This is a genomic window from Rugamonas sp. FW305-51, assembly GCF_058786935.1.
The window spans coordinates 37161-62025 of record NZ_JBYSZG010000027.1 but is presented as its reverse complement, the minus strand read 5'-3'; the positions used below and the strand labels follow the sequence as shown (position 1 = coordinate 62025).

At 65.2% G+C, this 24865-nt stretch carries 20 protein-coding genes; 5 read left to right on the top strand and 15 right to left on the bottom strand.

Going from position 1 to position 24865, the window contains the following annotated elements:
* Nucleotides 1-31: 31 nt before the first annotated feature.
* The 3 genes from AC3WOS_RS18345 to AC3WOS_RS18335 all read right to left on the bottom strand — a co-directional run bounded on the left by AC3WOS_RS18345 (nt 32) and on the right by AC3WOS_RS18335 (nt 1533).
* Nucleotides 32-607 (bottom strand): TMEM175 family protein, encoded by a 576-nt coding sequence (locus tag AC3WOS_RS18345; RefSeq protein WP_492717459.1) that lies wholly within the window; start codon nt 605-607, stop codon nt 32-34.
* 122 nt (nt 608-729) lie between these two features.
* Nucleotides 730-993: a YlcI/YnfO family protein gene (locus tag AC3WOS_RS18340; RefSeq protein WP_492717458.1), complete on the bottom strand. Its 264-nt coding sequence runs from the start codon at nt 991-993 to the stop codon at nt 730-732.
* A 159-nt stretch (nt 994-1152) separates the two neighbouring features.
* Nucleotides 1153-1533, bottom strand: coding sequence for a VOC family protein (locus AC3WOS_RS18335; protein ID WP_492717457.1), 381 nt, complete (start codon nt 1531-1533; stop codon nt 1153-1155).
* A 264-nt stretch (nt 1534-1797) separates the two neighbouring features.
* Between AC3WOS_RS18335 and AC3WOS_RS18330 the strand changes: the two genes are divergently transcribed.
* Nucleotides 1798-4029, top strand: coding sequence for an NADP-dependent isocitrate dehydrogenase (locus AC3WOS_RS18330; protein ID WP_492717456.1), 2232 nt, complete (start codon nt 1798-1800; stop codon nt 4027-4029).
* Nucleotides 4030-4088: 59 nt separating this feature from the next.
* Here the strand turns inward: AC3WOS_RS18330 and AC3WOS_RS18325 are convergent, their stop codons facing one another.
* The 8 genes from AC3WOS_RS18325 to AC3WOS_RS18290 all read right to left on the bottom strand — a co-directional run bounded on the left by AC3WOS_RS18325 (nt 4089) and on the right by AC3WOS_RS18290 (nt 9766).
* A complete protein-coding gene (locus tag AC3WOS_RS18325; protein WP_492717455.1) occupies nt 4089-4514 on the bottom strand; it encodes a type II toxin-antitoxin system VapC family toxin in 426 nt (141 codons plus the stop codon).
* Nucleotides 4514-4750, bottom strand: coding sequence for a type II toxin-antitoxin system Phd/YefM family antitoxin (locus tag AC3WOS_RS18320; RefSeq protein ID WP_492717454.1), 237 nt, complete (start codon nt 4748-4750; stop codon nt 4514-4516). The genes AC3WOS_RS18325 and AC3WOS_RS18320 overlap by 1 nt, the downstream gene beginning before the upstream one ends.
* Before the next feature lie 312 nt (nt 4751-5062).
* On the bottom strand, nt 5063-5272 hold the full coding sequence (locus AC3WOS_RS18315) for a helix-turn-helix domain-containing protein (RefSeq protein ID WP_492717453.1): 210 nt from the start codon (nt 5270-5272) through the stop codon (nt 5063-5065).
* Nucleotides 5273-5364: 92 nt separating this feature from the next.
* Nucleotides 5365-5820 (bottom strand): DUF2846 domain-containing protein, encoded by a 456-nt coding sequence (locus tag AC3WOS_RS18310; protein ID WP_492717452.1) that lies wholly within the window; start codon nt 5818-5820, stop codon nt 5365-5367.
* Between the two features lie 178 nt (nt 5821-5998).
* On the bottom strand, nt 5999-6847 hold the full coding sequence (locus tag AC3WOS_RS18305; RefSeq protein WP_492717451.1) for an alpha/beta fold hydrolase: 849 nt from the start codon (nt 6845-6847) through the stop codon (nt 5999-6001).
* 19 nt (nt 6848-6866) lie between these two features.
* On the bottom strand, nt 6867-7088 hold the full coding sequence (locus AC3WOS_RS18300) for a SlyX family protein (RefSeq protein ID WP_492717476.1): 222 nt from the start codon (nt 7086-7088) through the stop codon (nt 6867-6869).
* 29 nt (nt 7089-7117) lie between these two features.
* Nucleotides 7118-7582, bottom strand: a complete 465-nt coding sequence (locus AC3WOS_RS18295; RefSeq protein WP_492717450.1) for a cache domain-containing protein — start codon at nt 7580-7582, stop codon at nt 7118-7120.
* A gap of 123 nt (nt 7583-7705) precedes the next feature.
* Nucleotides 7706-9766 carry a UvrD-helicase domain-containing protein gene (locus AC3WOS_RS18290; RefSeq protein ID WP_492717449.1) on the bottom strand — a complete coding sequence of 687 codons (2061 nt, stop codon included), beginning with the start codon at nt 9764-9766 and terminating at the stop codon, nt 7706-7708.
* Between the two features lie 142 nt (nt 9767-9908).
* On the opposite strand from AC3WOS_RS18290, the gene AC3WOS_RS18285 reads away from it, so the two are divergent.
* On the top strand, nt 9909-10391 hold the full coding sequence (locus AC3WOS_RS18285) for an SRPBCC family protein (RefSeq protein ID WP_492717448.1): 483 nt from the start codon (nt 9909-9911) through the stop codon (nt 10389-10391).
* Between the two features lie 87 nt (nt 10392-10478).
* Here AC3WOS_RS18285 and AC3WOS_RS18280 read toward each other — a convergent pair whose 3' ends face one another.
* Both AC3WOS_RS18280 and AC3WOS_RS18275 read right to left on the bottom strand, forming a co-directional pair.
* Nucleotides 10479-11615 carry an HD-GYP domain-containing protein gene (locus tag AC3WOS_RS18280; RefSeq protein WP_492717447.1) on the bottom strand — a complete coding sequence of 379 codons (1137 nt, stop codon included), beginning with the start codon at nt 11613-11615 and terminating at the stop codon, nt 10479-10481.
* 209 nt (nt 11616-11824) lie between these two features.
* Entirely contained in the window at nt 11825-13267 is a 1443-nt protein-coding gene (locus AC3WOS_RS18275) for a dihydrolipoyl dehydrogenase (protein WP_492717446.1), read from the bottom strand.
* Between the two features lie 177 nt (nt 13268-13444).
* Between AC3WOS_RS18275 and AC3WOS_RS18270 the strand changes: the two genes are divergently transcribed.
* Entirely contained in the window at nt 13445-14344 is a 900-nt protein-coding gene (locus AC3WOS_RS18270) for an ArgP/LysG family DNA-binding transcriptional regulator (protein WP_492717445.1), read from the top strand.
* 169 nt (nt 14345-14513) lie between these two features.
* Here AC3WOS_RS18270 and AC3WOS_RS18265 read toward each other — a convergent pair whose 3' ends face one another.
* Nucleotides 14514-16553: a primosomal protein N' gene (locus AC3WOS_RS18265; protein WP_492717444.1), complete on the bottom strand. Its 2040-nt coding sequence runs from the start codon at nt 16551-16553 to the stop codon at nt 14514-14516.
* Nucleotides 16554-17352: 799 nt separating this feature from the next.
* The gene (gene hemE, locus AC3WOS_RS18260) at nt 17353-18432 is read right to left on the bottom strand and encodes a uroporphyrinogen decarboxylase (protein WP_492717443.1); all 1080 of its coding nucleotides are present in this window, start codon (nt 18430-18432) and stop codon (nt 17353-17355) included.
* Between the two features lie 194 nt (nt 18433-18626).
* Between hemE and AC3WOS_RS18255 the strand changes: the two genes are divergently transcribed.
* Nucleotides 18627-20576: a dipeptidyl-peptidase 5 gene (locus AC3WOS_RS18255; protein WP_492717442.1), complete on the top strand. Its 1950-nt coding sequence runs from the start codon at nt 18627-18629 to the stop codon at nt 20574-20576.
* Nucleotides 20573-24739: an SNF2-related protein gene (locus tag AC3WOS_RS18250; RefSeq protein ID WP_492717441.1), complete on the top strand. Its 4167-nt coding sequence runs from the start codon at nt 20573-20575 to the stop codon at nt 24737-24739. The genes AC3WOS_RS18255 and AC3WOS_RS18250 overlap by 4 nt, the downstream gene beginning before the upstream one ends.
* Nucleotides 24740-24865 lie beyond the last annotated feature (126 nt).

Here is a 24865-nt window from a genome sequence, read left to right as displayed (position 1 = left end):
ACGCTGGCGGCGGCAACGCTAGACCGGTGGTTCAGGATTTCAGGTGCGCTTCGATGCGGCGGTCCGGTACGAACCACATGACGGCCACCAGCACGTACATGGCGAACGCGGCCCATACATGCAGGAAAGACAACGGAATGGCCAGCAGGTACAGGATGGGGGAAATGAGGCCCTTGCGGTCCCTGCCGACGGCCAGCGCCAGCGTGGGGTTATGGGGATTGCGGGAAATCAGGGCCCGCTCCAGGATGCGGTAGGCCACGGCCGACATGAACAGCATGCCGCCGTAGAAGGCGACGGGCACGGGCGCGAAATGGTTTTCGCCCATCCAGCCGGTGGCGAACGGGATCAGCGACAGCCAGAACAGCAGGTGCAGATTGGCCCACAGCACGCAGCCATCCACCATGGACGAGGCGTGCAGCATGTGGTGGTGGTTGTTCCAGTAGATGCCCACGTAGATAAAACTGAGCACATAGCTGAGCAACACGGGCAGCAGCGGCAGCAGCGCCGCCAGGTCGGCCCCGTGCGGCACCTTCAATTCCAGCACCATGATGGTGATGATGATGGCAATCACGCCATCGCTGAACGCTTCCAGTCTGCCTTTACCCATGTCTTCCCTTTGCACGTATTGCTCAAGCCGCAGCCCCACCACCGTGACATAAATTCAGTGATAGTCCTCATAAAGTCGCACCAAGTCCTCTTCCGCCTGTTCGGTAAAGCGGACCGTGAAGCTCATTTGTTCTTGGCTTGCATGAGCATCTGCTCAAGGCGGGTCAGCACGGCATCCGCGGAACGATAGGCTCCGGTCCGCATCGCCTCGTCACGCGAAGCAAGCCCGCGAGCAAGGAATTCACGCTGATGCCTCCGCTTCTCGATGCTGTCGCGTATCGACTTCTCCAGAAATGCGGACAGCGTTTCGCCTTCTTCGAGACTTTGCTCAGCGGCTTCCCGCAGCGCCGGCTCAACCTTAAGGGAAGGAAAGGTGGCAGATTTCATGTTCGTTTCAAGCCTTATATTGCGCTGGCAAAAAAAGGGAGGGTGCAGGTATCACTGTAGCGCATTCGTGGCGGCCCATGTACTGCTGCTGCCGCTGATGCATGCGCTGCCCCGCCATACGCTCCGGTAACCAAGCGGCGGGCCCCTGTCACCCGCCACTCAGCCCATGCGCTTGAGCGCGCAGATCTTGTTGCCGGACGGGTCGCGCAGGTAAGCCAGGTACAGCGCGCCATGCGCGTTCGCACGCACGCCCGGCGGGTCCTCGCAGGCCACACCACCATTGGCCACGCCAGCCGCGTGCCAGCGGTCGGCCATCTCCGGGGCTTCCACCGCGAAGCCGATGGTGGCGCCGTTGCCGTGGCAGGCCGGCTCGCCGTTGATCGGCTTGCCGATGCCGAACACGCCGGTCTTGGTCACGTAGAACACCCGGCCCTTGTCATCGAACTTGCCCGGCGGAACGCCCAGCACGCCCAGCGTGGCATCGTAAAATTGTTTTGACTTTTCAACATCATTGGCGCCGACCATGATATGGCTGAACATCTTGTCTCCCAGGAAATGTAGTCAGCGGCCAGTGTAACCGATCCGGCGCGCCATTTTCCCCTGGCGCGGCGGCGCCGCGGCCGCTTAATCCCACACTGGCGGCGCGCCATCATGATCACAAGACTTACGCGAACTAGAGGCGGGGGTCTAAAATACGCATTTGGGCCGTGGAAACCCCACCGCCGCCCCGCGCGACGCCCGAAAAGTCCGTGCCTGAAACACAATATCAGGCGGCGGGTACCTACCATCTACGAGGGAATCAATATGGCAACACAGAAATCTACAGTCATCTACACGCTGACGGACGAAGCACCCCTGCTGGCAACCTATTCCCTGTTGCCAATTATCAAGAAATTCACGGCGCCCGCCGGTGTCGACATCGTCACCAGCGACATTTCCGTGGCAGCCCGCGTGCTTGCCGAATTCCCCGAATACCTGACCGACGCGCAAAAAGTGCCCAACACGCTGGCCGAACTGGCGCGCCTGACGCAGCTGGCCGACACCAACATCATCAAACTGCCCAACATTAGCGCCTCGGTCGGCCAGTTGACGGCTTGCGTGCGCGAACTGCAAAGCCGCGGCTACGCCCTGCCCGACTATCCGGAAGACCCGAAGACCGACGCCGACAAGGCGCTCAAGGCCCGCTACGGCAAGTGCATCGGCAGCGCCGTCAATCCGGTGCTGCGTGAAGGCAACTCAGACCGCCGCGCACCGAAAGCGGTGAAAGAGTACGCCCGCAAGCATCCGCACTCGATGGGCGAATGGAGCCAGGCGTCGCGCACCCACGTGTCGCACATGCACCATGGCGACTTCTACCACGGCGAAAAATCGATGACGCTGGACCACGCCCGCGACGTCAAGATGGAACTGATCACCACTTCGGGCAAGACCATCGTGCTCAAACCGAAAGTCTCGCTGCTGGCCGGTGAAGTGATCGACAGCATGTTCATGAGCAAGAAGGCGCTGCTGGAGTTCTACGAGAAGGAACTGGAAGATGCGCGCAAGACGGGCGTGATGTTCTCGCTGCACGTCAAGGCCACCATGATGAAGGTGTCGCACCCCATCGTGTTCGGTCACTGCGTACGCATCTTCTACAAGGAAGCGTTCGCCAAGCATGCGGCCCTGTTCGAGCAATTGGGCGTCAACGTCAACAACGGCATGAGCAACCTGTACGAGAAGATCGAGACGCTGCCCACCTCGCTCAAGGAAGAAGTGCTCAACGACCTGCACGCCTGCCACGCCAACCGTCCGGAACTGGCCATGGTCGATTCGGCCAAGGGCATCACCAACTTCCATTCGCCCAACGACGTGATCGTCGACGCGTCGATGCCGGCCATGATCCGCCTGGGCGGCAAGATGTGGGGCGCCGACGGCCGTCCGAAGGACGTCAAGGCCGTGATGCCGGAATCGACCTTCGCCCGCATTTACCAGGAAATGATCAATTTCTGCAAATGGCATGGCAACTTCGACCCGCGCACCATGGGCACCGTGCCTAACGTGGGCCTGATGGCGCAGCAAGCCGAGGAATACGGTTCGCACGACAAGACCTTCGAAGTGCCCGAAGCCGGCGTGGCCAACATCACCGACCTGGCCACGGGCGAAGTGCTGCTGACCCAGAACGTGGAAGAAGGCGACATCTGGCGCATGTGCCAGGTCAAGGACGCGCCGATCCGCGACTGGGTCAAGCTGGCCGTCACCCGCGCCCGCAACTCGGGCATGCCGGCCGTGTTCTGGCTCGATTCCTACCGTCCGCACGAGAACGAGCTGATCAAGAAGGTCCAGACCTACCTGAAGGACCACGACACCACCGGCCTCGATATCGAGATCATGTCGCAGACGCGCGCCATGCGCTATACGCTCGAGCGCGCCATGCGCGGCCTGGACACCATCTCGGTGACCGGCAACATCCTGCGCGACTACCTGACCGACCTGTTCCCCATCATGGAACTGGGCACCAGCGCCAAGATGCTGTCCATCGTGCCCCTGATGGCCGGCGGCGGCATGTACGAGACGGGCGCCGGCGGTTCGGCACCGAAGCACGTGAAACAGCTGGTGGAAGAAAACCACCTGCGCTGGGATTCGCTGGGCGAGTTCCTGGCATTGGCCGTGTCGCTGGAAGACCTGGGCATCAAGACCGGCAACGCCAAGGCCAAGATCCTGGCCAAGACGCTGGACGAAGCGACCGGCAAGCTGCTCGACAACAACAAGTCGCCGTCGCCACGCACCGGCGAACTGGACAACCGCGGCAGCCATTTCTACCTGTCGCTGTTCTGGGCGCAAGCCTTGGCCGCGCAGACGGACGACGCGGAACTGCAAGCCTATTTCGCCCCGCTGGCCAAAGCGCTGGCAGCGAATGAAGCGAAGATCGTCGAGGAACTGAACGCGGCGCAGGGCCAGGCGGTCGATATCGGCGGCTACTACTTCCCCGATCCGGAGAAGACCTCGGCCGCCATGCGTCCGAGCGCCAGCTTCAACGCGGCATTGGCTACCGTCTAAGGTTGACGCGGTAGTTCCCCCCGATGGCGCAGGCAGCTGCGCCTGCGCCATCGGGGCCATCACGTTCCAAGCAGTTCAACCGGTATTCCAAGCGCATGGCCCGCACTGGCCATGCCGCGATCCAGCGTATAGATAGTAGCGCGGTGGGCGCTCGCAATTGCAAGATGCAGACTGTCGCCGGCCCGCAATGCAGTGTGCCAGCCATCAAGCAAGATCATCGCTTGGCGGTGGTCCATATCCGCTACGTCGAGATGTTCCAACTGTGGCGACACTAAACGGCTGTAGCTGTCGATCACATCATGCGCCGCTTCCATGGTCAGTTGCTTTGAGCGAATCTTCACGCCCAGCGCCGACATCAATTCCACTTCTGACCAACTGCTCACGGCGAGCGCTGCGCCGGCACTCATCATGAATTTTTCTGCGGCGGCTGAATTGATCTCCGGCGTCAGATAGGCGACCAACACACTGGTATCGACATAGCGCATCAATACCGGTCCGTGTCACGCAATTTACGCACAAATTCGCTGGCGGACTCCGCTTGTTTCGGCAGTCTGGCTCTTAGTTCGGCGAGGCTGGGAAGCTGCTGACGGGGTGGACTGCTGCGCACAAGTCGCGCCACTGGTTGCCCGCGCCTGGTGATGGTGACATCCTCGCCGGTTTCCACCATTCCAATCAGCTGGCTCAATTGGGCTTTAGCCTGAGCGACTGTAAATGTAGCCATGACTCCTCCGATGACTATCGAGATGGTCATCAAATAATAGCACGCGATTTGGGCGTAGTTCAGCGGTTCATGGCCAGAGTGCCAACATCTACACAAACTCGGCAGGTATTCAGCTCTGGTCGCGGGGGGAGTGACCGATGTCCCGCTGTCCCCGCTAATACTTCAAGCCTCTGCTTCCAGTCTCCCTTTTGGCCATGCCTTCCAAAATCAGCTTTTGCGCCGGATAAGTTTGACCTGCAAGTCACGTCCAATTGCCGCGGCATAGCGCTTCAGGGTCGCGATCGATGGCGCATGGCGCGTTACCGACTCCAGTCACGAAACGGCACTTTTCGTGGTGCCCATACGTTCAGCAACCGCAACTTGTGTCATCCCTGCCTTGGCACGCACCTTCAACATTTGCATGGCCAACGCATATTCCAATTCAAGATCACGATAAGCGTCTTCAAACCCCGGCCTTTGGCTAGCCTTGGCAATAAATGCATTGTGATCGTGCGGAACCGGTTGGAATTTCGTGTCACCCATGTATCCCTCCACTCCGAAATGAACGCGCCTGGCAGTTAGCCCACAGGAAGGAAGCGGGGGAAAACGGGCCCGCGTCGGGACCCGCTTCATTGTTACTGCAGGGCCGACTGGATCTGCGCGCACTCCGCGACGGCTTTCTTGCCGACTTCTTCCATCACAGTTTGCAGCTTCGAGCCACCGGACATCACACCCATTTTGACTTCCTGCCAAATGTAATAGAGCTTGCCGACTTCAGTGTTGATGGTCAACTGGGATTCGGTGCCCTGGGAAGTAAATTTGTGTTCGCCTGCTGGCAGATCGAATTTGAAGAAGGAATTGGGTCCCGTGTTACCGGCCAGTTTACCGTCAACAGTCACGGGCATGGACAATGCCGCGCCCATGGTTTCGTTGCGATACACATAGACTTGCGAGACCGCCGGATTCGGCTTGAACAGTTTCGATTCCGCATCCACGCTCGCTGGCGCCTTGTTGATGCTGGCACAGCCGGTCATGACGAGGACCGAAACGACGAGCGCGGCCTTCTTTGCGAAACTAAAAGTAGTAGACATTTGATTCCCTTAAGTTGAAATTGACATTGAATTAATTGCCGCCATAAAAGCTACCATACAGGCAATCATTCAATTATATCAACGTAATTTTCCAATGCGCTAGAAAAGTTGCCACAGCATTCACCTCAGCCCCCAAGTGACGCGACGTATTGCCTGGCGCCCGCATTGCGAGCGCTGACTACTCAGCAATGAAGGCACGCAGCCTGGCAAACGCGGCATCGGGCGCGTCGCGCCAGACCCCGTGACCGCAATCGTCAAATGGCGCGAACTGCACCAGATGTTGGGGCAAGGCGTCCGCGATATCGCGCGCATCGTCCAGCGGACAGACGGGATCGAGTGTGCCGGCCAATACCAGCACCGGGCACTGCGCGCGCCCCAGGCCGGGCAGCAGATCCATGGTCTGCTGTTCGGATCCGGCCCACGCGAACAGGATTTCCTTGTTGAGCGTGGCGCGGCGGGCCGCATTGCCATCGGCGGCCGGCGTCCGCGCGTACAAGGGCTTGCAGAGGCGCTGGTAGGGCGCATAGGTCGCCGCACTGGGCGCGCGCCAGAAACGTTCGGCCGCCTCCCGTGCTTCCGGACCGCCGAGGCGTTCGAACATGGCCAGCTTGCGCGCCAGCCCCAGCCGCGCCGACGTGCTGGACAGGACCACTTTCGCCGGGTGCGCCGGATGGCGGGCGATGTAGCGCTGGGCCACGAAGCCGCCGAACGACTGGCCCAGGACGATGGGCTTGCTGATGCCGAGCGCATCGCACAGGCGCACCACGTCATCAGCCAGGGTGTCGAGCGTCACTTCGTCCATGGGCCGGGGATCGCTGCGGCCATGGCCGCGGTGGTCGTAATAGATGATCTGGGCCAGGTCGGCCAGACGGGAAAACGCCGGCTTGAAGCTCACATGGTCGTAGCCGGGGCCGCCGTGCAGCAGCACCAGGGCCGGCTTGTCACGCATCGCCGGCCCGTCCGGCACGAGGCCGGCACCTTCAATGTCGACGAACAGGCGCACACCGGGCGCGACACTGATTCGCATCGTTGCCTGACCGCGGCTATCAGTAGTGCGGCGGCCGCTCGTGCGGCATGCTGCCCCCGTTGCCTTGCGGCTGCTCGCGCACGCGCTGGGCCAGCGCAGCGCAGATCTGCTCCAGCTTGTCGATCTGCTTTTGCTGCTCGTAGACGCGCTGGTTCAGCGATTCCACCAGGTCTTCCTGGTGCGCCAGTTTGATTTCGATATCGATGAAGCGGTCTTCGGTACTCACGGCATACTCCTGCATGAAAGCACGCATTCTACCGCCCGCCGCCCCTATTTCAGGTAAATGCCGCCGCACACGATCAACACTTCCTCCGGCACGCAGTACATGGACTTCGGTTCGATCTTGCCGCTGACGGGGTTGGTGAACTTGTAATCCTGCCAGAACGGCACTTTCTTCTTGGCCAGTTCGACCCGCTCCTTGATGAAGGCCTTGCCGTCCACGTCCTTAATTTCCATCAGGTTCTTGCCTATCATCTTGGCGTTGGCGCCATGGGCGTGCACCACGCCGTCCAGGCCATAGATCACCAGATACAGGTCGCGGTCGACGAACTGGCCGTCGTGCCGGTCGATCTCGGCATAGGTCTTGTCCTTGCCGTTGGCTTTCAAAAAAGCCAGGCCCTTGCGTACCATCGCTTCCGCTTCCGGCCTGGTGGCAAATTCCGCCGCCTGCACCTGGCCCAGCAAGCCGGCCAGCGCCAGCGCCCAGGGCGCCGCATCCTTCCAACGTAGTGACATGACCACCTCCAACGGTAGATGCCGAATTGGCATGATTGGATGCTAGCACCTCCGCCAGATCAAGGTACACGATTTTCTTGCACTGGACAAAACGCAGTGACCAGCCCGCCAACCGCTGCCAGATCAAGCCTTGGGGGTGTTGAGCAATTCCTTCATGCGGGCCAGCCGTTCCTTGGGCGTGAGCACTTCGGACTCGGTGGGCACGGCCGTGCCCACATCGAGTTCCATTTCCTTGATGAAGCGCGACGGGTCGCAATGGACTTGCTCGCCGGCCCGCTTGCGCTTCTTGCACCAGGTGATCTGCAAGGTGCGCTGGGCCCGCGTGATGCCCACGTACATCAGGCGCCGTTCTTCCTGCACCCGGGCCGCGATGCTCTCGGCCGGCGCATCCGGATCGCCCTTGTGCGGCAGGATGCCTTCCTCGCACCCCACCAGGAACACGTGCGGATATTCCAGCCCCTTGGACGCGTGCAGGGTGGACATGCGCACCGCGTCCGGATCTTCGTCCTGGCCTTCCAGCATGGACATCAGGGCCACCATCTGGGTCAGTTCCAGCACGTTCTTTTCGTCGCCGTCGCGTTCCTTGCCGCCGCGGCCACGCTCCTTGAGCCAGTTGGTAAATTCGAGCACGTTCTGCCATTTGCCCTGGGCCGCCCGCTCCTCGAACATGTCGTACAGATAGGACTCGTAGTTGATCGCTTCCAGCAAATCATCGAGCACCTGGGCCGCGTTGTCGCCGCTGCCGGACGGGCCGGGGCGGCTGGCGCGCGCCTCCAGGTTGTTGATGAAGTTGCAGAAGTCGCGCAGCGGATTCAATTGACGGTCGTTGAGCTTGCCCTCGATGCCGCCCTTGAACACGGCCTCGAACAGCGAGCACTGCCACTGTCCCGAGAACGTGCCCAGCACTTCCAGCGTGGACTGGCCCACCCCGCGCCGCGGCGTGGTGACGGCGCGGATGAAGGCCGGGTCGTCGTCCGTGTTGGCCAGCAGGCGCAGATAGCTGATGATGTCCTTGATCTCGGCCTTGTCGAAGAAGCTCTGGCCGCCCGAAATCGTGTACGGGATGCGTTCCTTGCGCAGCGCCTGCTCGATCACGCGGGCCTGGTGGTTGCCGCGGTACAGGATGGCGTAGTCGGACCACTTGTTCTTGCGCTCGAAGCGGTCGGCCGAAATCATGATGGCCACCTGCTCCGCTTCCTGGTCGTCGTTGGCCATGCCCAGCACCTTGATCGGCTCGCCCAGCCCGTGCTCGGACCACAGCGACTTTTCGAACAGCTTGGGATTGTTGCCGATCACGGCGTTGGCCGCCTGCAGGATGCGGGTGGTGGAGCGGTAGTTCTGCTCCAGCTTGATCACTTCCAGGTTGGGGAAGTCGGTCTGCAGCGTCTTCAGGTTTTCCACCGACGCGCCGCGCCAGGCGTAGATGGCCTGGTCGTCGTCGCCCACGGCCGTGAACATGGGCTTCTTGCCGATGCCCGTCACCAGCAGCTTGACCAGCTCGTACTGGCAGGTGTTGGTGTCCTGGTACTCGTCCATGAGCAGGTAGCGCAGGCGGCGCTGCCACTTGTCGCGGATCGGCTCGTTGGTGCGGAACAGTTCCACGGGCAAGCGGATCAGGTCGTCGAAATCGACCGCCTGGTAGGCCGACAGCGTGGCCACGTAGCTGCGGTAGATGCGGGCCGACTGGGCCTCGTCCTCGTCCTTGGCCTGCTGCAGCGCCACCTCGGGCTCGACCAGGCCGTTCTTCCACAGCGAAATATCGGTCTGGATGCGGCGGATCAGCTGCTTGTCGGTGGTGATGGCCAGGTCCTGCACCAGCGAGGCGCAGTCGTCGCTGTCCATGATGGAAAAGCGGTCCTTCAAGCCCACGCCGTTCGCTTCCTGGCGCAGGATCTTCACCCCCAGCGAGTGGAAGGTGGACACGGTCAGCTGCTTGGCCTGGCGCGGCTGCTTGAGCAGCTTGGCGATGCGCTCCTGCATCTCCAGCGCCGCCTTGTTGGTAAAGGTGAGGGCGGCGATGGTGCGCGGATCGTAGCCGCGGTCCTCGATCAGGTGGGCGATCTTTTGCGTGATCACGCGCGTCTTGCCGGAACCGGCGCCGGCCAGCACCAGGCACGGACCGTCGAGATAGGTGACGGCGGCGCTTTGCGGGACGTTAAGGCCGAATTGTGGTGCTTTGGACATCGGAGTGGCAGACAGGCAGAGGTGAGCCAGTCATTGTAGCAGCCCGGCGCGCGGCTGACGCGGCGCATGAAGGCGGTGGCCATTTGCGTTACCATGCACGGATAGCGGCGCACCACGCGCCCGAACTGAAAATGGCAGCGCTATGAAATTTGAACATTTAATTGAAATTAACGATCCCCTCAACCCGCTGATCGATACCCTGAGCGCGGACCAGCTGTGGCGCGGCCTGGTGCTGCGGGCCGAGGCGCCCAAGCTGTTCGTGCCCCACCTGGACGATTGCGTGATCATCGAACGCGGCGAGCATATGTTCCGCCGCCGCCTGCGCTACGGCGAGCTGGTGATCGAGGACCAGGTGCTGCTCATGCCCATGCACCAGATCCGCTACGACGTGGCGCCCCAGCAGGACATCGCCGCCTCCAGCCTGACCATGACCATCGAACGGCCCGAGCCGGAAGTACTGTTCGTGCGCTTCCAGTACGAGGACGCGCACGACGCGGCCACCGATGCGGCCAACGCCATGTATGACGAGTTCCGCCGCTCGGCCTACCAGGAGTCGGACATCGACACCATCCGCGTGCTGCGCGACCTGGCCGCCGTCGGCCGGCTGGACGCCATCCTCAACTGACGCGCGGCCCGCGCGGGCAAGGGCCAACCACGCCGCCCGACGGCAGCCGCGCCCTGCCCGGTTCGCGTACGCCACACCGGCCAGCCGTCACGGGCTGGCCAGCCGGCCCCACACCTGTTCCATCCGCAGCGGCTGGCCGCCCAGCGCCAGCACCTGGGCCGCCGCCAGCACTTCGCGGATGGCGTGCAGCTCGCCGCGCGTATCGCGCCGCAGGAACACGTCCAGCGGCGCGCCGCGCGGGCCGATCACCGATTCCACGTGGGGCGTGGTGGTACGCAAGCCCTTGCGCGAGACCACGCCCACCTCCCCGTTCAGCAGCTTGACCCAGGTGCCGACGGGATAAATGCCCAGCTCCCGTATCATGACGGCCGCCAGTTGCCCGTCCAGCACGCTGCGCCCCTCGACCAGGATGTCGCGCAAGGCCGCGTTCGGCAGCAGCGGTTGCAGGTAGTGGCGGCTGACCACGCGCGCGCAATAGCGGTCGGCCAGCGCGATCAGCTTGGCGCCCACGGGAATGTCGGCCCCCTTGCGGCCGGCCGGATAACCGCTGCCATCCTCGTTCTCATGGTGGTGCAGCACGCAGGCCAGCCAGTCCGTATCCGTGATGCCGGCATGGCGCAGCAGGGCCACGCCGCGCTGCGGATGCTGGCGCACCCGCTCCAGGTCCGGCTGGCTCAGCTTGCCACGGCTCTCGTGCAGGCGCAGATACTGCTCCTGCATGCCCACATTCATGGTCAGCGCCGCCAGCGTGGTGGTGAAGATGGACCTGGCGTCATGGCGCAGGGCGCGCGCGGCCAGCTGGGCCAGCACGGCCGTGTCCACGCTGTGGCGCACCGCGTACGGCGCCGCCTGCTGGTTGTGCAGGATGCTGGCCACGGCTACGTCGGCGCTCAGGTCCACGGCCTGGGTCACCAGCAGCGCCACCTGCTCCAGCCGGCGCTGGATGTCGTGCGGCGCCAGCCTGGCCGCCACCAGTTCCAGCGCCTGCTGCAACTCCAGGCAGGCCGTGTTGAGCTTGCGCAGCACGGAGGCCCGCTCGGGCGCCGGCGCCACGTCCTCGTCGCGCTCCTCGTAGGAGCCGCGCTCGACCAGATAGTCGATCTGGTGGGCGCTGGCGATCATGTGCCCCTTGCGCACCAGCAGCATGCCGTTGGCCGCATACACGTCCCATGGCACCAGCATGCCCAGCTTCAGGTCCGCCCGGCTGACTCTGCAAATCCTCACTCATACCCCCGCGCGGGCCGGTTGGCGCCGCCATCGTCTGTTGATAAATTATCACCGGACAATAGCATAACGGCATCGGCCGGACGGGCCGTAGTATTTTCTGGCACGGCACGGTGGAATGGGGCCTCCAGCTGTTGTATTTTTGCTTAATGACACTTATTTTTTCTGGATTGCAATGAAAAACTGCAAGTGTCCGGCATGGCCGCGCCTCACTCGCCGGGGCAGCAGGGCACGCAATCCTGCCCTTGCCCCGCGCCCTGTTCCAGCTGGCGGGCCAGGTCGCGCAGGGCCGTGCGCACGCCTTCCTCCACCACGGGATGGTAGAACGGCATGTCCAGCATGGCCGCCACCGTCAGTTCCGCCTGGCAAGCCCAGGCCAGCAGATGGGCCAGGTGCTCGGCCCGCGGCGCCACCATTTCCGCGCCCAGAAAGCGGCCCGTACCGAATTCCCCGTACACGCGTAGCAAACCCTGGTTCTGCAGCATGACGCGGCTGCGGCCCTGGTCCTCGAAACTCACCTGGCCGATGGCGAAACGGCCCGCATGGGTCGCGCACAGCTCGCGGTAGCTGGCGCCGGCGGCGGCGATCTGCGGTTCGGTAAAGGCCACCGACAGCGGCGTGCGGCGCAGGCCCGGCGCCACCTGCGGATGGCGGGCGGCGTTGTGGCCGGCGATCTTGCCCTGGTCGGCCGCTTCCGGCAACAGCGGGCGCTCGGCGTTGGCGTCGCCGGCGATGAAGATGGCGCTGCCGCCGCACTGCATGGTGTGCTTGTCATACAGGGGGATGCCGTGGCGGTCCAGGGTCAGCCCCGTCAGCTCCAGCCCCAGGTGGTGCACATTGGGCTGGCGGCCGATGGCGCACAGCACATAGTCGTAGCGTTCCTCGCGCAGGGCGCCGTCGCCGTCGCGGCTGCGCAGCAGCAGCTGGTCGCCCTCGGGCACGATGGCCTTGACGGCCGTATGGAAGCGGATGTCGAGCTCGCGCGCCAGGGCCTGCGCGGCGGCGCTGCGCACATCCGGGTCGCCCAGCTGGGCCATGCTGTCGCCGCGCGCATACAGGGCCACCCGCACGCCCAACCGGTGCAGGGCCTGGCCCAGTTCCAGGCCGACGATGCCGGTGCCCACCACGGCCACCGAGGCCGGCAGGCCGGTCCAGTCGAACACGGCGTCGCTGCCGATCACGCGCGGACCGGCCGCCACCCAGGCCGGCGGCAGGATGGGGCTGGAGCCGGTGGCGATCACGATGCGCGCGGCCTGCACCAGCGTGTGCTGGTCCACTTGCAGCCGGTCCGGCGCCAGGAAGCGGGCATGGCCGCGCAGCTTGTCGGTGGCCGGCATCTGTTCCACCGACTCGAGCACGAAGCCGACAAAACGGTCGCGTTCGCTGCGCACGCGGGCCATCACAGCCGCGCCATCGATGCGCACGGCGCCCGGGTGGATGCCGAACGCGGGCGCGGCCGCCAGCCCGTGGGCCGCCTCCGCCGCCGCGATCAGCAGCTTGCTGGGCATGCAACCGACGCGGGCGCAGGTGGTGCCGTACGGCCCGCCTTCGATCAGTACCGCCCGGCTGCCGGCCGCGCGGGCCGCCCGGTAAGCGCTGAGGCCGGCCGTGCCGGCGCCGATCACGGCCACATCCGTCTCTATGGTCTGCATGGTGTCCTCCCTGATCGGCGGCTAGCCGGCATGGGCCGATGTTACGCCAGTTTGCGCTGGTGCACAGGGCGCGCGCCCGGTGTGGCGCGGGCCGCCGCACGGCACACTTTGCGTTTTACTTTGCGGCAAAACAGCATTAGTATTACTTATCCTTCCTAACTTTTATAAGTGCAGCTTATGGGAAACCTGGACTACCGCGCCCTGGCCGTACTCGACGCTGTCGCCAGCCATGGCAGTTTTGAAAAGGCGGCACTGGCCCTGGGCATCAGCCAGTCGGCCGTGTCGCAGCGTATCAAGGCACTGGAAGACGCCAGCGGCCGCCTGCTGATCGTGCGCGGCCAGCCGGCCGTGCCCACGGGGCTGGGCCAGCGCCTCGTTTCCCACCACCGCAACGTCAAGCTGATGGAAGCGGCGCTCGACATCGACCTGGGCAACCCGGTCAGCATGCCGGAAATCGCGCTGGCCGTGGACGCGGCCAGCCTGGCCACCTGGTTTCCCCTCAGTTTGCAGCCGCTGCTGTCGCCACCGCGCTGCCAGCTGCACGTGCAGGCGGCGGCGCCGGAGCTGGCCCTGCACCTGGTACATGAAGGCAGCGTGTTCGGCTGTGTGGCGGCCAGCGCCGACCCGGGCGCCGACCAGCCCAACGGCCCCAACGTCACGCCGCTGGGCCTGATGCGCTACGTATGCGTGGCCACGCCCGTGTTTGCCGGCCACTGGTTCGGCGACGGCTTTTCCGCCGAGGCGGTGGCGCTGGCGCCGGCCGTGGTCAGCGATCCCGAGCTGATGGCCCGCTACCTGGCCCAGACGGTCAAGGTGGAAGGGGCCTATCCCCATCACCGCATGCCGCTGTCGCCGGCCCACAGCGAATGCCTGCACGGCGGGCTGGCCTACGGCCTGGCGCCGCTGCCCCAGGTCCGTTCGGCGCTGGCGCAGGAGCGGCTGGTGGACCTGGTGCCGGGCCAGTACGTGGACGTAGCCCTGACCTGGCACGCCTGGAACCTGGACACGCCGTTTACGCGCGCGCTGTCGGAACAGGTGGTGACCACGGCCCGCCGTTACCTGGTGCAGCCGGGGTAGAAAGGCTGGGGTCAGTGCCTAATGCCGTTAAGTTAAAGGACCGCTAAGCCGGCCGCGGGGACAAAAATGGGGACGTACCCCTTTTTCAAAAATGGGGACGTACCCCTTTTTTGTACCCCTTTTTTGTACAGCTCAGTTCGTGTATGAATGTTGGCACTGCCCCCGCTGGTCAGATGTCGAGCGGGTCCACTTCCAGCGACCATTTGACGCGGCTCTTCAGCTCGCGCAGGGTCGCCATCCAATACTTGAGGAAAGCTTGCAGGGCCGGCCGTGACGGCGATTCCACCAGCAACTGGGCCCGGTCCACGTTGTGCACCCGCGTCATGCTCATGGGGATGGGATCGTTGATGGTGATGCCGGGATGCTCGACGCAGTCGCGCGCCGTCTGCAGGAACTCGATGGCCGTGGCCAGTTCCGGCGCCTCGGCCCGCAGCAGGGCCTGGAACAGATAGGGCGGCAAGGCGGCCTGCTCGCGCTCCTCCAGCAGGGCTGTGGCAAAGTGGTCGTAATCGTGGTTGACCACGGCGCCGTACAGCGGATGCTGGGGATAACGGGTCTGGATCAGCACTTCGCTGGCGCTGCCCCCTTCCGTCTGGGCCGCCCGGCCCGCGCGGCCGGCCACTTGCATCAGCTGCGCGAACAGGCGCTCGCTGGCCCGGTAGTCCTGCGAGAACAGGGCCGTGTCGGGATTCAGGATACCCACCAGCGTGAGCTTTTTGAAGTCGTGGCCCTTGGCCACCATCTGGGTCCCGATCAGGATGTCGACCTCGCCCCGGTGCACGGTGTCGAACGCTTCCTGCGCGCTGCCTTTCTTGCGGGTGGAATCGGCGTCGATGCGCAGGATGCGCGCCTCGGGGAACAGCTGCTGCAAGCCTTCCTCCACGCGCTGCGTGCCCCGCCCCAGCGGCTGCAGGTCGACGTTGCCGCAAGTGGGGCAGTGGCGCGGGATGCGCATCTCCAGGCTGCAGTGGTGGCAGCGCAACCGGTGCTCGGGCTTGTGCAGCACCATGAACGAGGTGCAGCGCACGCAGTTGCTGATCCAGCCGCAGGACTCGCAGCAGATCACGGGCGCATAGCCGCGCCGGTTCAGGAACAGCAGCGACTGTTCGCCCCGCTCCATGCGCAGCCGGAGGGCGGCCACCAGCTGCGACGTCAGGCCATCCTTCGGTTTGTCGCGCTCCATGTCGAGCAGCTTCACCTGGGGCAGGGTGGCGTTCTTGACGGCCCGCTCGCGCAGCTCCAGCTTGCGGTAGCGGCCGCACTGGGCGTGGTGCCAGCTCTCCAGCGACGGCGTGGCCGACCCCAGCACGATGGGAATACCGAGCTGCCAGGCGCGCCACACGGCCAGGTCGCGCGCCGAGTAGCGCAAGCCTTCCTGCTGCTTGTACGACGGGTCGTGTTCTTCGTCGATCACGATCAGTTTCAGTTGCGGCAGCGAGGCCAGGATGGCCAGCCGCGTGCCCAGCACAATGCGGGCCTTGCCTTCGTGCGCGGCCAGCCAGTGCAGCATGCGCTCGCCTTCGGACAGGCTGCTGTGCAAGGTGGCCAGCATCACGCCGGGGAAGCGGGCCCGGATGTTGCCTTCCAGCTGGGGCGTGAGGTTAATTTCCGGCACCAGGATCAGGATCTGGCCATCCTGCTCGCGCGCCAGCACCTGGGCGCACGCTTGCAGGTAGACTTCCGTCTTGCCGCTGCCCGTCACGCCGTACAGCAGGGTGGGCGCAAAGCCCCGGGCGCCGCCGATGGCGTCCGCTGCCTGCTGCTGGGCAGGATTGAGGCGGGGCATGTCGAGCGGCGTGCCGTCGTGCGGCGCGTCATGCTTGGCCAGTTTCTTGAGCGCCCGGTCCAGCGCCACCGTGGTCAGCACGCGCAGGTTTTTCGGCAAACCGGGCAGCGCCACTTCGCCCAGCGGACGCTGGTAGTAGTCGGCCGCGAAGCCGGCCAGCGCCAGCCACTGGCGCGACAGGGGCGCCAGCTGGCTGCGCACGGCCAGTACATCCTTGAGCTTGGCTTCGGGCACGTCCGTGCGCTCCGCGATGCCCACGATCAGGCCCATCACTTCGCGCCGGGCGAACGGCACCAGCGCCAGCTGGCCGACCTGGGGCGGATTTGCGGGATCGCAAGCCCAGCGGTAATCGAAGACGGCATTCAGTGGCGTATCCAGCACAATCTGCAGGATGCAATGGGAAAGTTGCTCCTGCGCGCTCATGGTGTGGCTGCACAATTCACGCTGTTTTCCCCGCGCTGCGCGCCACGGCCGGGGCGGCTGAAAGTATCCACAGTTTTTGTGGATAACTTTGTGGACAAGGGAAAATTAATTCACGGAAACCGATGACTTCCGCCTTGCCAGCGTCGTAAACCGGGCAAAAAATCAAAATTTATTCCCTTATAAATCAATGACTTGAAAAATGCTCCCTAGGGGAGGAAAAAACCGCGCCGGTTACGCGCCGCTGTGTATAAGTGAAGTATTTAGAGTGCTTTCTGGCACGAAATCAAGCACTTTTTTGGCCTGATCATCACCTAAATCATGTTTGCGGCAGGGCAGCATCGGCTGGAAGCCGGCGCCAAGACGCAGCGCATTCTACACAGACTGCAACGGCAACGTTTGCGCCCGAACAAGGCCGTTATCAGGCTAAAAACATTGCCCATTTTTCGTGCAGTGCAACATGCACTTGAGCCGGAATGGCGGCAAACGGGCTAAGTTACGGTTTACTAAGTACTTTTCATTTTTATCCACAGTTTTAGTGGATAACTTTGTGGACAATGAACTGACAAGCCCGTTTCACGGTTGGGATAAGGTTTACCTAACGTCAACCTTGTCACTGGGGAGGACAAAATAAATCTATAATAATCAACGACTTAAAGAACCGTCCCCAGCAAGGAAAAAGGCACTGCCTGATATTTCAGCAGCAAATAAAATTGTGCATAAGTCGGTATCGGGCGAACGCCGGCAGCATGAAAAAAGGGGGCGTTTCGCGCGAAACGCCCCCTTTATGCCCTGGACTACATCAGGCGCGCAGGGCGCGGCTGTGGCTGTGTACCGCTTCCACCATGGCCGCCACATGCTCCGGCTGGGTGAACTGGGAAATGCCGTGGCCCAAGTTGAAGACGTGGCCGCTGTTGGCGCCGGGCTTGCCGAACGCATCCAGCACCTTGTGCACTTCGGCGCGGATCTGGTCCGGGCTGGCGAACAGGATGGCCGGGTCCAGGTTGCCCTGCAGGGCCACCTTGTCGCCCACCAAGGCGCGCGCCTGGCGCAGGTTGACGGTCCAGTCCAGGCCCACGGCATCGGCGCCGATGCCGGCGATGTCCTCGATCCACTGGCCGCCGCCCTTGGTGAACACGATGGCGGGAATGCGTACGCCATCCTTTTCACGCTTGAGCTGGGAGACCACCTGCTGCATGTAGGCCAGCGAGAATTCCTGGTAGGCGCCGTCGGCCAGCGCACCACCCCAGGAATCGAAGATCATCACGGCCTGGGCGCCGGCGTCGATCTGGGCGTTCAGGTATTCGGCCACGGCACGGGCGTTGGTCGCCAGCACGTGGTGCATCAGGTCCGGACGGTTGTACAGCATCTTCTTGATGGTGTGGAATTCGCGCGAACCCTGGCCTTCCACCATGTAACAGGCCAGCGTCCACGGGCTGCCGGAAAAGCCGATCAGGGGCACGCGGCCGTTGAGCTCGGTGCGAATCTGGGTCACGGCCTTGAACACATAGTCCAGCGAACCCGGTTCCGGGATGCGCAGGGCCAGCACGTCTTCTTCCGTTTTCAACGGACGCTCGAACTTGGGGCCTTCGCCTTCGACGAAGTACAGGCCCAGGCCCATCGCGTCGGGCACGGTCAGGATGTCGGAAAACAGGATGGCCGCGTCCAGCGGGAAGCGGTCCAGCGGCTGTATCGTCACCTCGGTGGCGTAGTCGGGATTGGTGGCCAGGCCCATGAAGGAACCGGCCTTCTGGCGCGTGGCGCGGTATTCCGGCAAATATCGCCCGGCCTGGCGCATCAGCCACACGGGGGTGTAGTCGGTCGGCTGGCGCAGCAACGCGCGCAAGAAGGTGTCGTTCTGGAGCGGGGCGAATTGTGGCATGAAAGGCAATCGATGGCGGGAATAAAGACGCTATTATCGCATCCCGCGCCCCGTTTTTACGCATCGTCCTGAGTCCGGCATGATGAAACGTAGGCCCGGCACGACGCCATTTTGTGCTGGAACATTGTCCGTCCTTTCACTATGATGCTTAGCTGCCCGCCGGCAGCCCGACCCCGACCATTTTTGGAGCGACCATGAACCCATCCACGCCACTGCCCACCGCACCGTTCGGCGCCTGGCCATCGACCATCAGCGCCGCGCGCGTGGCGGCCGGCGCCACGCCGCTGTCGCAGCTGGCCGTGGGCGGGGCCGACGGCGGCGACATCTACTGGCTGGCCGGGCGCGCGGCCGAGGCGGGCCGCAACAGCCTGCTGCGCCACCGCGGCGCGGCAATCACCGAACTGACCCCGCTGCCCTACAACGTGCGCAGCCGGGTACACGAATACGGCGGCGGCGCCTACCTGGTGGACGGCGATACCGTGTATTTCTCCCATTTCGCCGACAACCTGCTGTACCGCCAGGATGGCGACGGCCCGGCCGTGGCCCTGACCCGGCCCGGCCAGCAGCGCCACGCCGACTTCGTGGCCGACCGCGCCCGCGCGCGCCTGCTGAGCGTGCGCGAGCTGCACGGCGACGCTCTGCACACCCAGCCCGTCAACACCCTGTGCGCCATCGGCGCCGACGGCAGCGAGACGGTGCTGGTGCAGGGCGCCGACTTCTACGCCGCGCCGCGCCTGTCGCCGGACGGCCGCCAGCTGGCCTGGCTCAGCTGGGACCACCCGCGCATGCCGTGGCAGGGTACGGAACTGTGGCTGGCGCCCGTGCTGGACGACGGCAGCCTCGGTGCGGCGCGCCGCATCGCCGGCGGCGCCGAGGAAGCCGTGTGCCAGCCCGAGTGGTCGCCCGACGGCCGGCTGCACTTCGTGTCCGACCGCAGCGGCTGGTGGAACCTGTACTGCCTGGAGCAGGACCAGATCCGCGCCCTGTGCCCGATGGCAGCCGAATTCGCCACCCCGCACTGGACCTTCGGCGGCTCCATGTATGGTTTCCGCTCGGCCGACGAGATCATTTGCACCTACATCGTGCAGGGCGTGAGCCGGCTGGCGCGGCTGCGCACGGACAGCGGCCGGCTCGAGGAAATCGCCAACCCCTACCAGGAAATCCGCGAACTGCGGGTCGGCCCCGGCTTTGTTGCCCTGATGGGCGGCAGCCCTACCATCGCGCTGGAACTGGCCCGCATCGAATTCACCGGCGACGAGGTGGAAGTGCTGGCCCGCTCGATCGAGACGCTGCCGGCCGTGGCCGAGCTGTCCGTGCCAGAGTCCATCAGCTACCCCAGCGCGGGCGGCCGCACGGCACACGCCTTCTTCTACCCGCCCTGCAATCCGGCCGTGCAGGCGCCGGTAGGCAGCCTGCCGCCCGTGATCGTCATCAGCCACGGCGGCCCCACCAGCATGACCACCAGCACGCTCAAGCTGGCCACCCAGTACTGGACCAGCCGTGGCTTCGGCGTGCTGGACGTGAACTATGGCGGCAGCGCCGGCTTCGGCCGCGCCTACCGCGACGCGCTCAAGGGCCAGTGGGGCATCGTCGACGTCGAGGACTGCATCGCCGGCGCGCGCGCCCTGGTGGAACGGGGCCTGGCCGACGGCGAGCGGCTCATCATCCGCGGCGGCAGCGCCGGCGGCCTGACCACGCTGTGCGCGCTGACCTTCCACGACGTGTTCAAGCTGGGCGCCAGCTACTACGGCGTGTCCGACCTCAAGGGCCTGGACCAGGATTCGCACAAGTTCGAATCGCACTACAACGAATACCTGATCGCGCCCCAGCCGGCGGCCGAGGCGCTGTACCAGGCCCGTTCGCCCATCAACCACACGGACCGCCTGGCGCGGCCCATGATCTTCTTCCAGGGCCTGGACGACAAGGTGGTGCCGCCGCAGCAATCGGAAACCATGGTGGCGGCGCTGCGCGCGCGCGGCGTGCCGGTGGCCTACGTGCCGCTGGAAGGCGAAGGCCACGGCTTCCGCAAGGCCGAGAACATCGTGCGCACGCTGGAGGCGGAGCTGTACTTCTACCAGCGCCTGTTCGGCCTGCACCCGGGCGATGCGCCGGGATCGGTCCACATCGATAACCTGCCCGCATGAGTGAACCGCAGCTGCAGGCCGAATTCGACGCGCTGGCCTACCACGAGAAAATGGTGCTGGCCCTGCTCGCGCTGGTGGGCGAGCCCACGGGCCGCGCCGCCATCCTCGACCATCTGAAAACGGCACGCATCGAGGATGCGGACGGCAACAAGCTGACCGTCGTCACGCTGGACGACGCGCTGCGCAAGCTGGAACGGCTGGCCTTCACCAGCGTCGTGCTGGGCCGCGGCCACGTCTGCAATCCCAAGCTGCGCTGGCCCGCCATCCGCGCCGCCATCGGCACCCATGCACTCGACGACCTGAGCCAGGCACACGACCTACTGGTGCCGCTGCGCCAGACCTGGAACAGCGTGGAACCGCGCAGCTACCGGGCCGGCGTGGCGCGCCTGCGCATGGCGTTGCTGCGCGGCCAGGACCCGCAGCGCGTGCTGCCGCTGCTGGCGTTCTGCCAGGGCTGCTACGAGGCGGCCCAGCTCCATCCCATCATCGACATCTTCGGCCGGCCGTTCGAAGCGGGCATGATCGCCCGCGTCCACCCGCTGCTGCAGGACGACATCCTGACGCTGCTGCTGCAGAACGCCCAGCGCGAATACACGGGCGCGCCCATGCTGCGCGAGTACACGGAACAGCACTTCCAGCGCCGCCGCGAAGCCGGCAACGAGATCGCCCCCGCCCTGCGCCTGGCGCTGGCGGAAGACGCCATCCTGTGCGGCCGGCTGGACGACGCGGGCCGCTACCTGGAAGGCACGGGCGGCGCCGTGAGCCAATGCTTGGCCAGCATGATCGTGCTGCTGCGCGGCGCCAGCTCGGCCGCCATCACCGGCTTCGACGCGGCGCTCAAGATGCTGCGGCGCGAATCGGGCAAGCGCAAGCAGCTGTTCCACGGCATGGGCGGCCACCTGTACGTGCTGGCCATGCTGCGCCAGGGCGACGCCAAACTGGCCAAGGCGGCCGAAGCCTACCTCGATGCGGCCCTGCGCGCGCCGCACAACCACGACAGCGCCGTCTACCAGCAGCTGGACCTGCTGCGCCAGGTGCGCGCCGGCACGCTGCAGGCCGATACGATGACCAAGCGGGCCTGGGAAACGGGGCTGCAGGCCCAGATGTTCCAGGGCTTGCTGTACTTCTGGCTGTCGCAGCCGCAGCTGGCCGACTACCGTCCCCAGTTGCAGGAACTGGCGCAGCTGGCCGGCCAGGCGGGCTTTCACTTCATCGCCGGCCAGGCGGCCGGCCTGCTGGGCCACCTGGGCGATGCGGAACAGGCGCGCCACGGGGCCGCGCTGCGCCGCCAGCACGGCTTTGCCGACCTGACGTCGTGGTTCGAGCGGCAGGAAGCGTGGCAGCGCCAGCTGGCCGCCCTGATCAACCTGCAGCAGGACGCCGCGCCCGCGGCCGGCGGCAATGCCCGCCTGGCCTGGGTGCTGGCCTACGACGCGCGCTACGGCCTGACAGGCGTCGAGCCGCGCGAGCAGAAACGCGATGCGCGCGGCATCTGGGGCAAGGGCCGCGCCGTGGCCTTGAAGCGGCTGCGGTTCGAGGCCGAGCAGTTCGACTTCCTCACGCCGCAGGACTTGCGCGCTTCCGAAGCGATCAGCGTGGCGCACCGCAACTACCATTCCTCCGGCCTGGCCTACGAGATCGACCCGCAGCGCGCAGCCGCCGCCCTGGTGGGCCACCCGCTGCTGTTCTGGCACGACGCGCCCGACACCCGGGTCGAACTGCTGGCCGGCGAACCGGAACTGCTGATCCGCAAGCAGGGCGACAACCTGACGCTGACGCTGCAGCCGGCCATTCCCGACGACGGCAGCACCGTCATCATCAGCAAGGAGACGCCGACCCGGCTGCGCGTGATCCAGATCCAGGACGAACACCGCCGCATCGGCGCCATCGTCGGCACCGGCCTGACCGTGCCGCGCCACGCGGAACAGCAGGTACTGCAGGCGATCGGCTCGATCTCGTCGCTGGTGACGGTGCAGTCCGAAATCGGCGGTGCCGGCGCCGACATGGAACAGGTGGCGGCCGACGCCCGCCTGCACGTACACCTGCTGCCCTACCAGCACGGCCTGAAGATGCAGCTGCTGGTGCGGCCCCTGCCGGAGGGCGCCTACTACCCGCCCGGCACGGGCGCCGACAGCGTGATCGCCGACGCCGGCGGCAAGCCGGTGCAGGCGCGCCGCGACCTGAACGGCGAACGCGACGCCGAACGCACGCTGGTGGCGCGTTGCCCCATCCTTGAATCGGCCGAGCAGGAACACGGCGAATGGCTGCTGGGCCAGCCCGCGCTGTGCCTGCAGCTGCTGGTGGAACTGCAGGCGCTGGACCCGGACGGCATCGTGCTGGCCTGGCCGGAAGGCGAGAGCTTCCGCGTCACGCCCAAGGTCGACAGCGGCCAGCTGCGCCTGGCCATCAAGAGCCACAAGGACTGGTTTGCCGCCAGCGGCGAACTGCAGGTGGACGAGGGCCAGGTGCTGGACCTGCGCACCCTGCTGGAGCTGATGCACACCAGCCAGGGCCGTTTCGTGGAGCTGGGCGGCAACCGCTTCCTGGCGCTGACGGAGGAACTGCACCGCCGCCTGCGCGAAGTGTCGGCCTACGGCGAGCTGACGGCCGACGGCGTGCGCCTGCATCCGCTGGCCGCGTTCGCGCTGGAAGAACTGGCCGACGATGCGGGCGGCCTGAAGGCGGACAAGCTGTGGCGCGAGCATCTGGCGCGCATGCAGGCGCGCACCGGCTTCGTGCCGCAGCTGCCCAGCACCCTGCAGGCGGAACTGCGCGACTACCAGCGCGAAGGCTACGACTGGCTGGCGCGGCTGGCCCACTGGGGCGTGGGCGCCTGCCTGGCCGACGACATGGGCCTGGGCAAGACGCTGCAGGCGCTGGCCCTGATCCTGGACCGCGCGCCGCAAGGGCCCACGCTGGTGATCGCGCCCACCTCCGTGTGCCTGAACTGGACCAGCGAGGCGGCCCGCTTCGCGCCCACCCTCAACATCAAGCTGTTCGGCGCGGGCGACCGCGGCGAGACACTGGCCACGCTGCAGCCCTACGACGTGGTGGTGGCCAGCTATGGCCTGCTGCAGCTGGAAGCGAAGCTGTTCGCCGGCGTGCGCTGGCGCACCATCGTGCTCGACGAGGCGCAGGCCATCAAGAACGGTGCCACCAAACGTTCGCAGGCCGTGATGGCGCTGCAGGGCGACTTCAAGATGGTGGCCACCGGCACGCCGCTGGAAAACCACCTGGGCGAGCTGTGGAACCTGTTCCGCTTCATCAATCCCGGCCTGCTGGGCAGCATCGAGCAGTTCAACCTGCGCTTCGCGGGGCCGATCGAGAAAGCCCAGGACCACAAGGCGGAAGTGGGCGCGCGCCAGCGGCTGCGGCGCCTGATCCAGCCCTTCATCCTGCGCCGCACCAAGGCCCAGGTGCTGGCCGAACTGCCTTCGCGCACCGAGATTACGCTGGAAGTGGAGCTGTCGAAAGAGGAAACGGCGCTGTACGAATCGCTGCGCCGCGCGGCGCTGGAAAACCTGGAAAAGGTGGAAGGTCCGGCCGAGCGCAAGTCGATCCAGATCCTGGCCGAGATCATGAAGCTGCGCCGCGCCTGCTGCAATCCGCAGCTGGTGGCGCCGGCCCTGGGCCTGGCCAGCAGCAAGCTGGCCGCTTTTGCCCACCTGCTGGAAGGCTTGCTCGACAACCGCCACAAGGTGCTGGTGTTCAGCCAGTTCGTCGATCACTTGAAACTGATCCGCGCGCACCTGGACGCCAACGGCATCCGCTACCAGTACCTGGACGGCGCCACGCCCATGCAGGAGCGCAAGACGCGGGTCGACGCCTTCCAGGCCGGCGACGGCGACGTGTTCCTGATCAGCCTGAAGGCGGGCGGCATGGGCATCAACCTGACGGCGGCCGACTACGTGATCCACATGGACCCGTGGTGGAATCCGGCCGTGGAAGACCAGGCCTCGGACCGGGCCCACCGCATGGGCCAGCTGCGTCCCGTCACCATCTACCGGCTGGTGGCGCGCCACACCATCGAGGAAGGCATCGTGGCCCTGCACCAGCACAAGCGCGACCTGGCCGACAGCCTGCTCGAGGGCAGCGACCTGGCGGCGCGCATGTCGGCCGGCGACATGCTGGCCATGCTGGCCGAAGGCATGCAGCGGCGATGACGCATGTTGCGGTGTGTAACGGGCGCCCTTGTGCGCCCCGTTTAGTGATAATCTCCCACGCTTGACCTTGGCGCGCCCGCATTAAGCTGCGAACATGCGCGTCTTGCCCAAACATACACGAGGCTG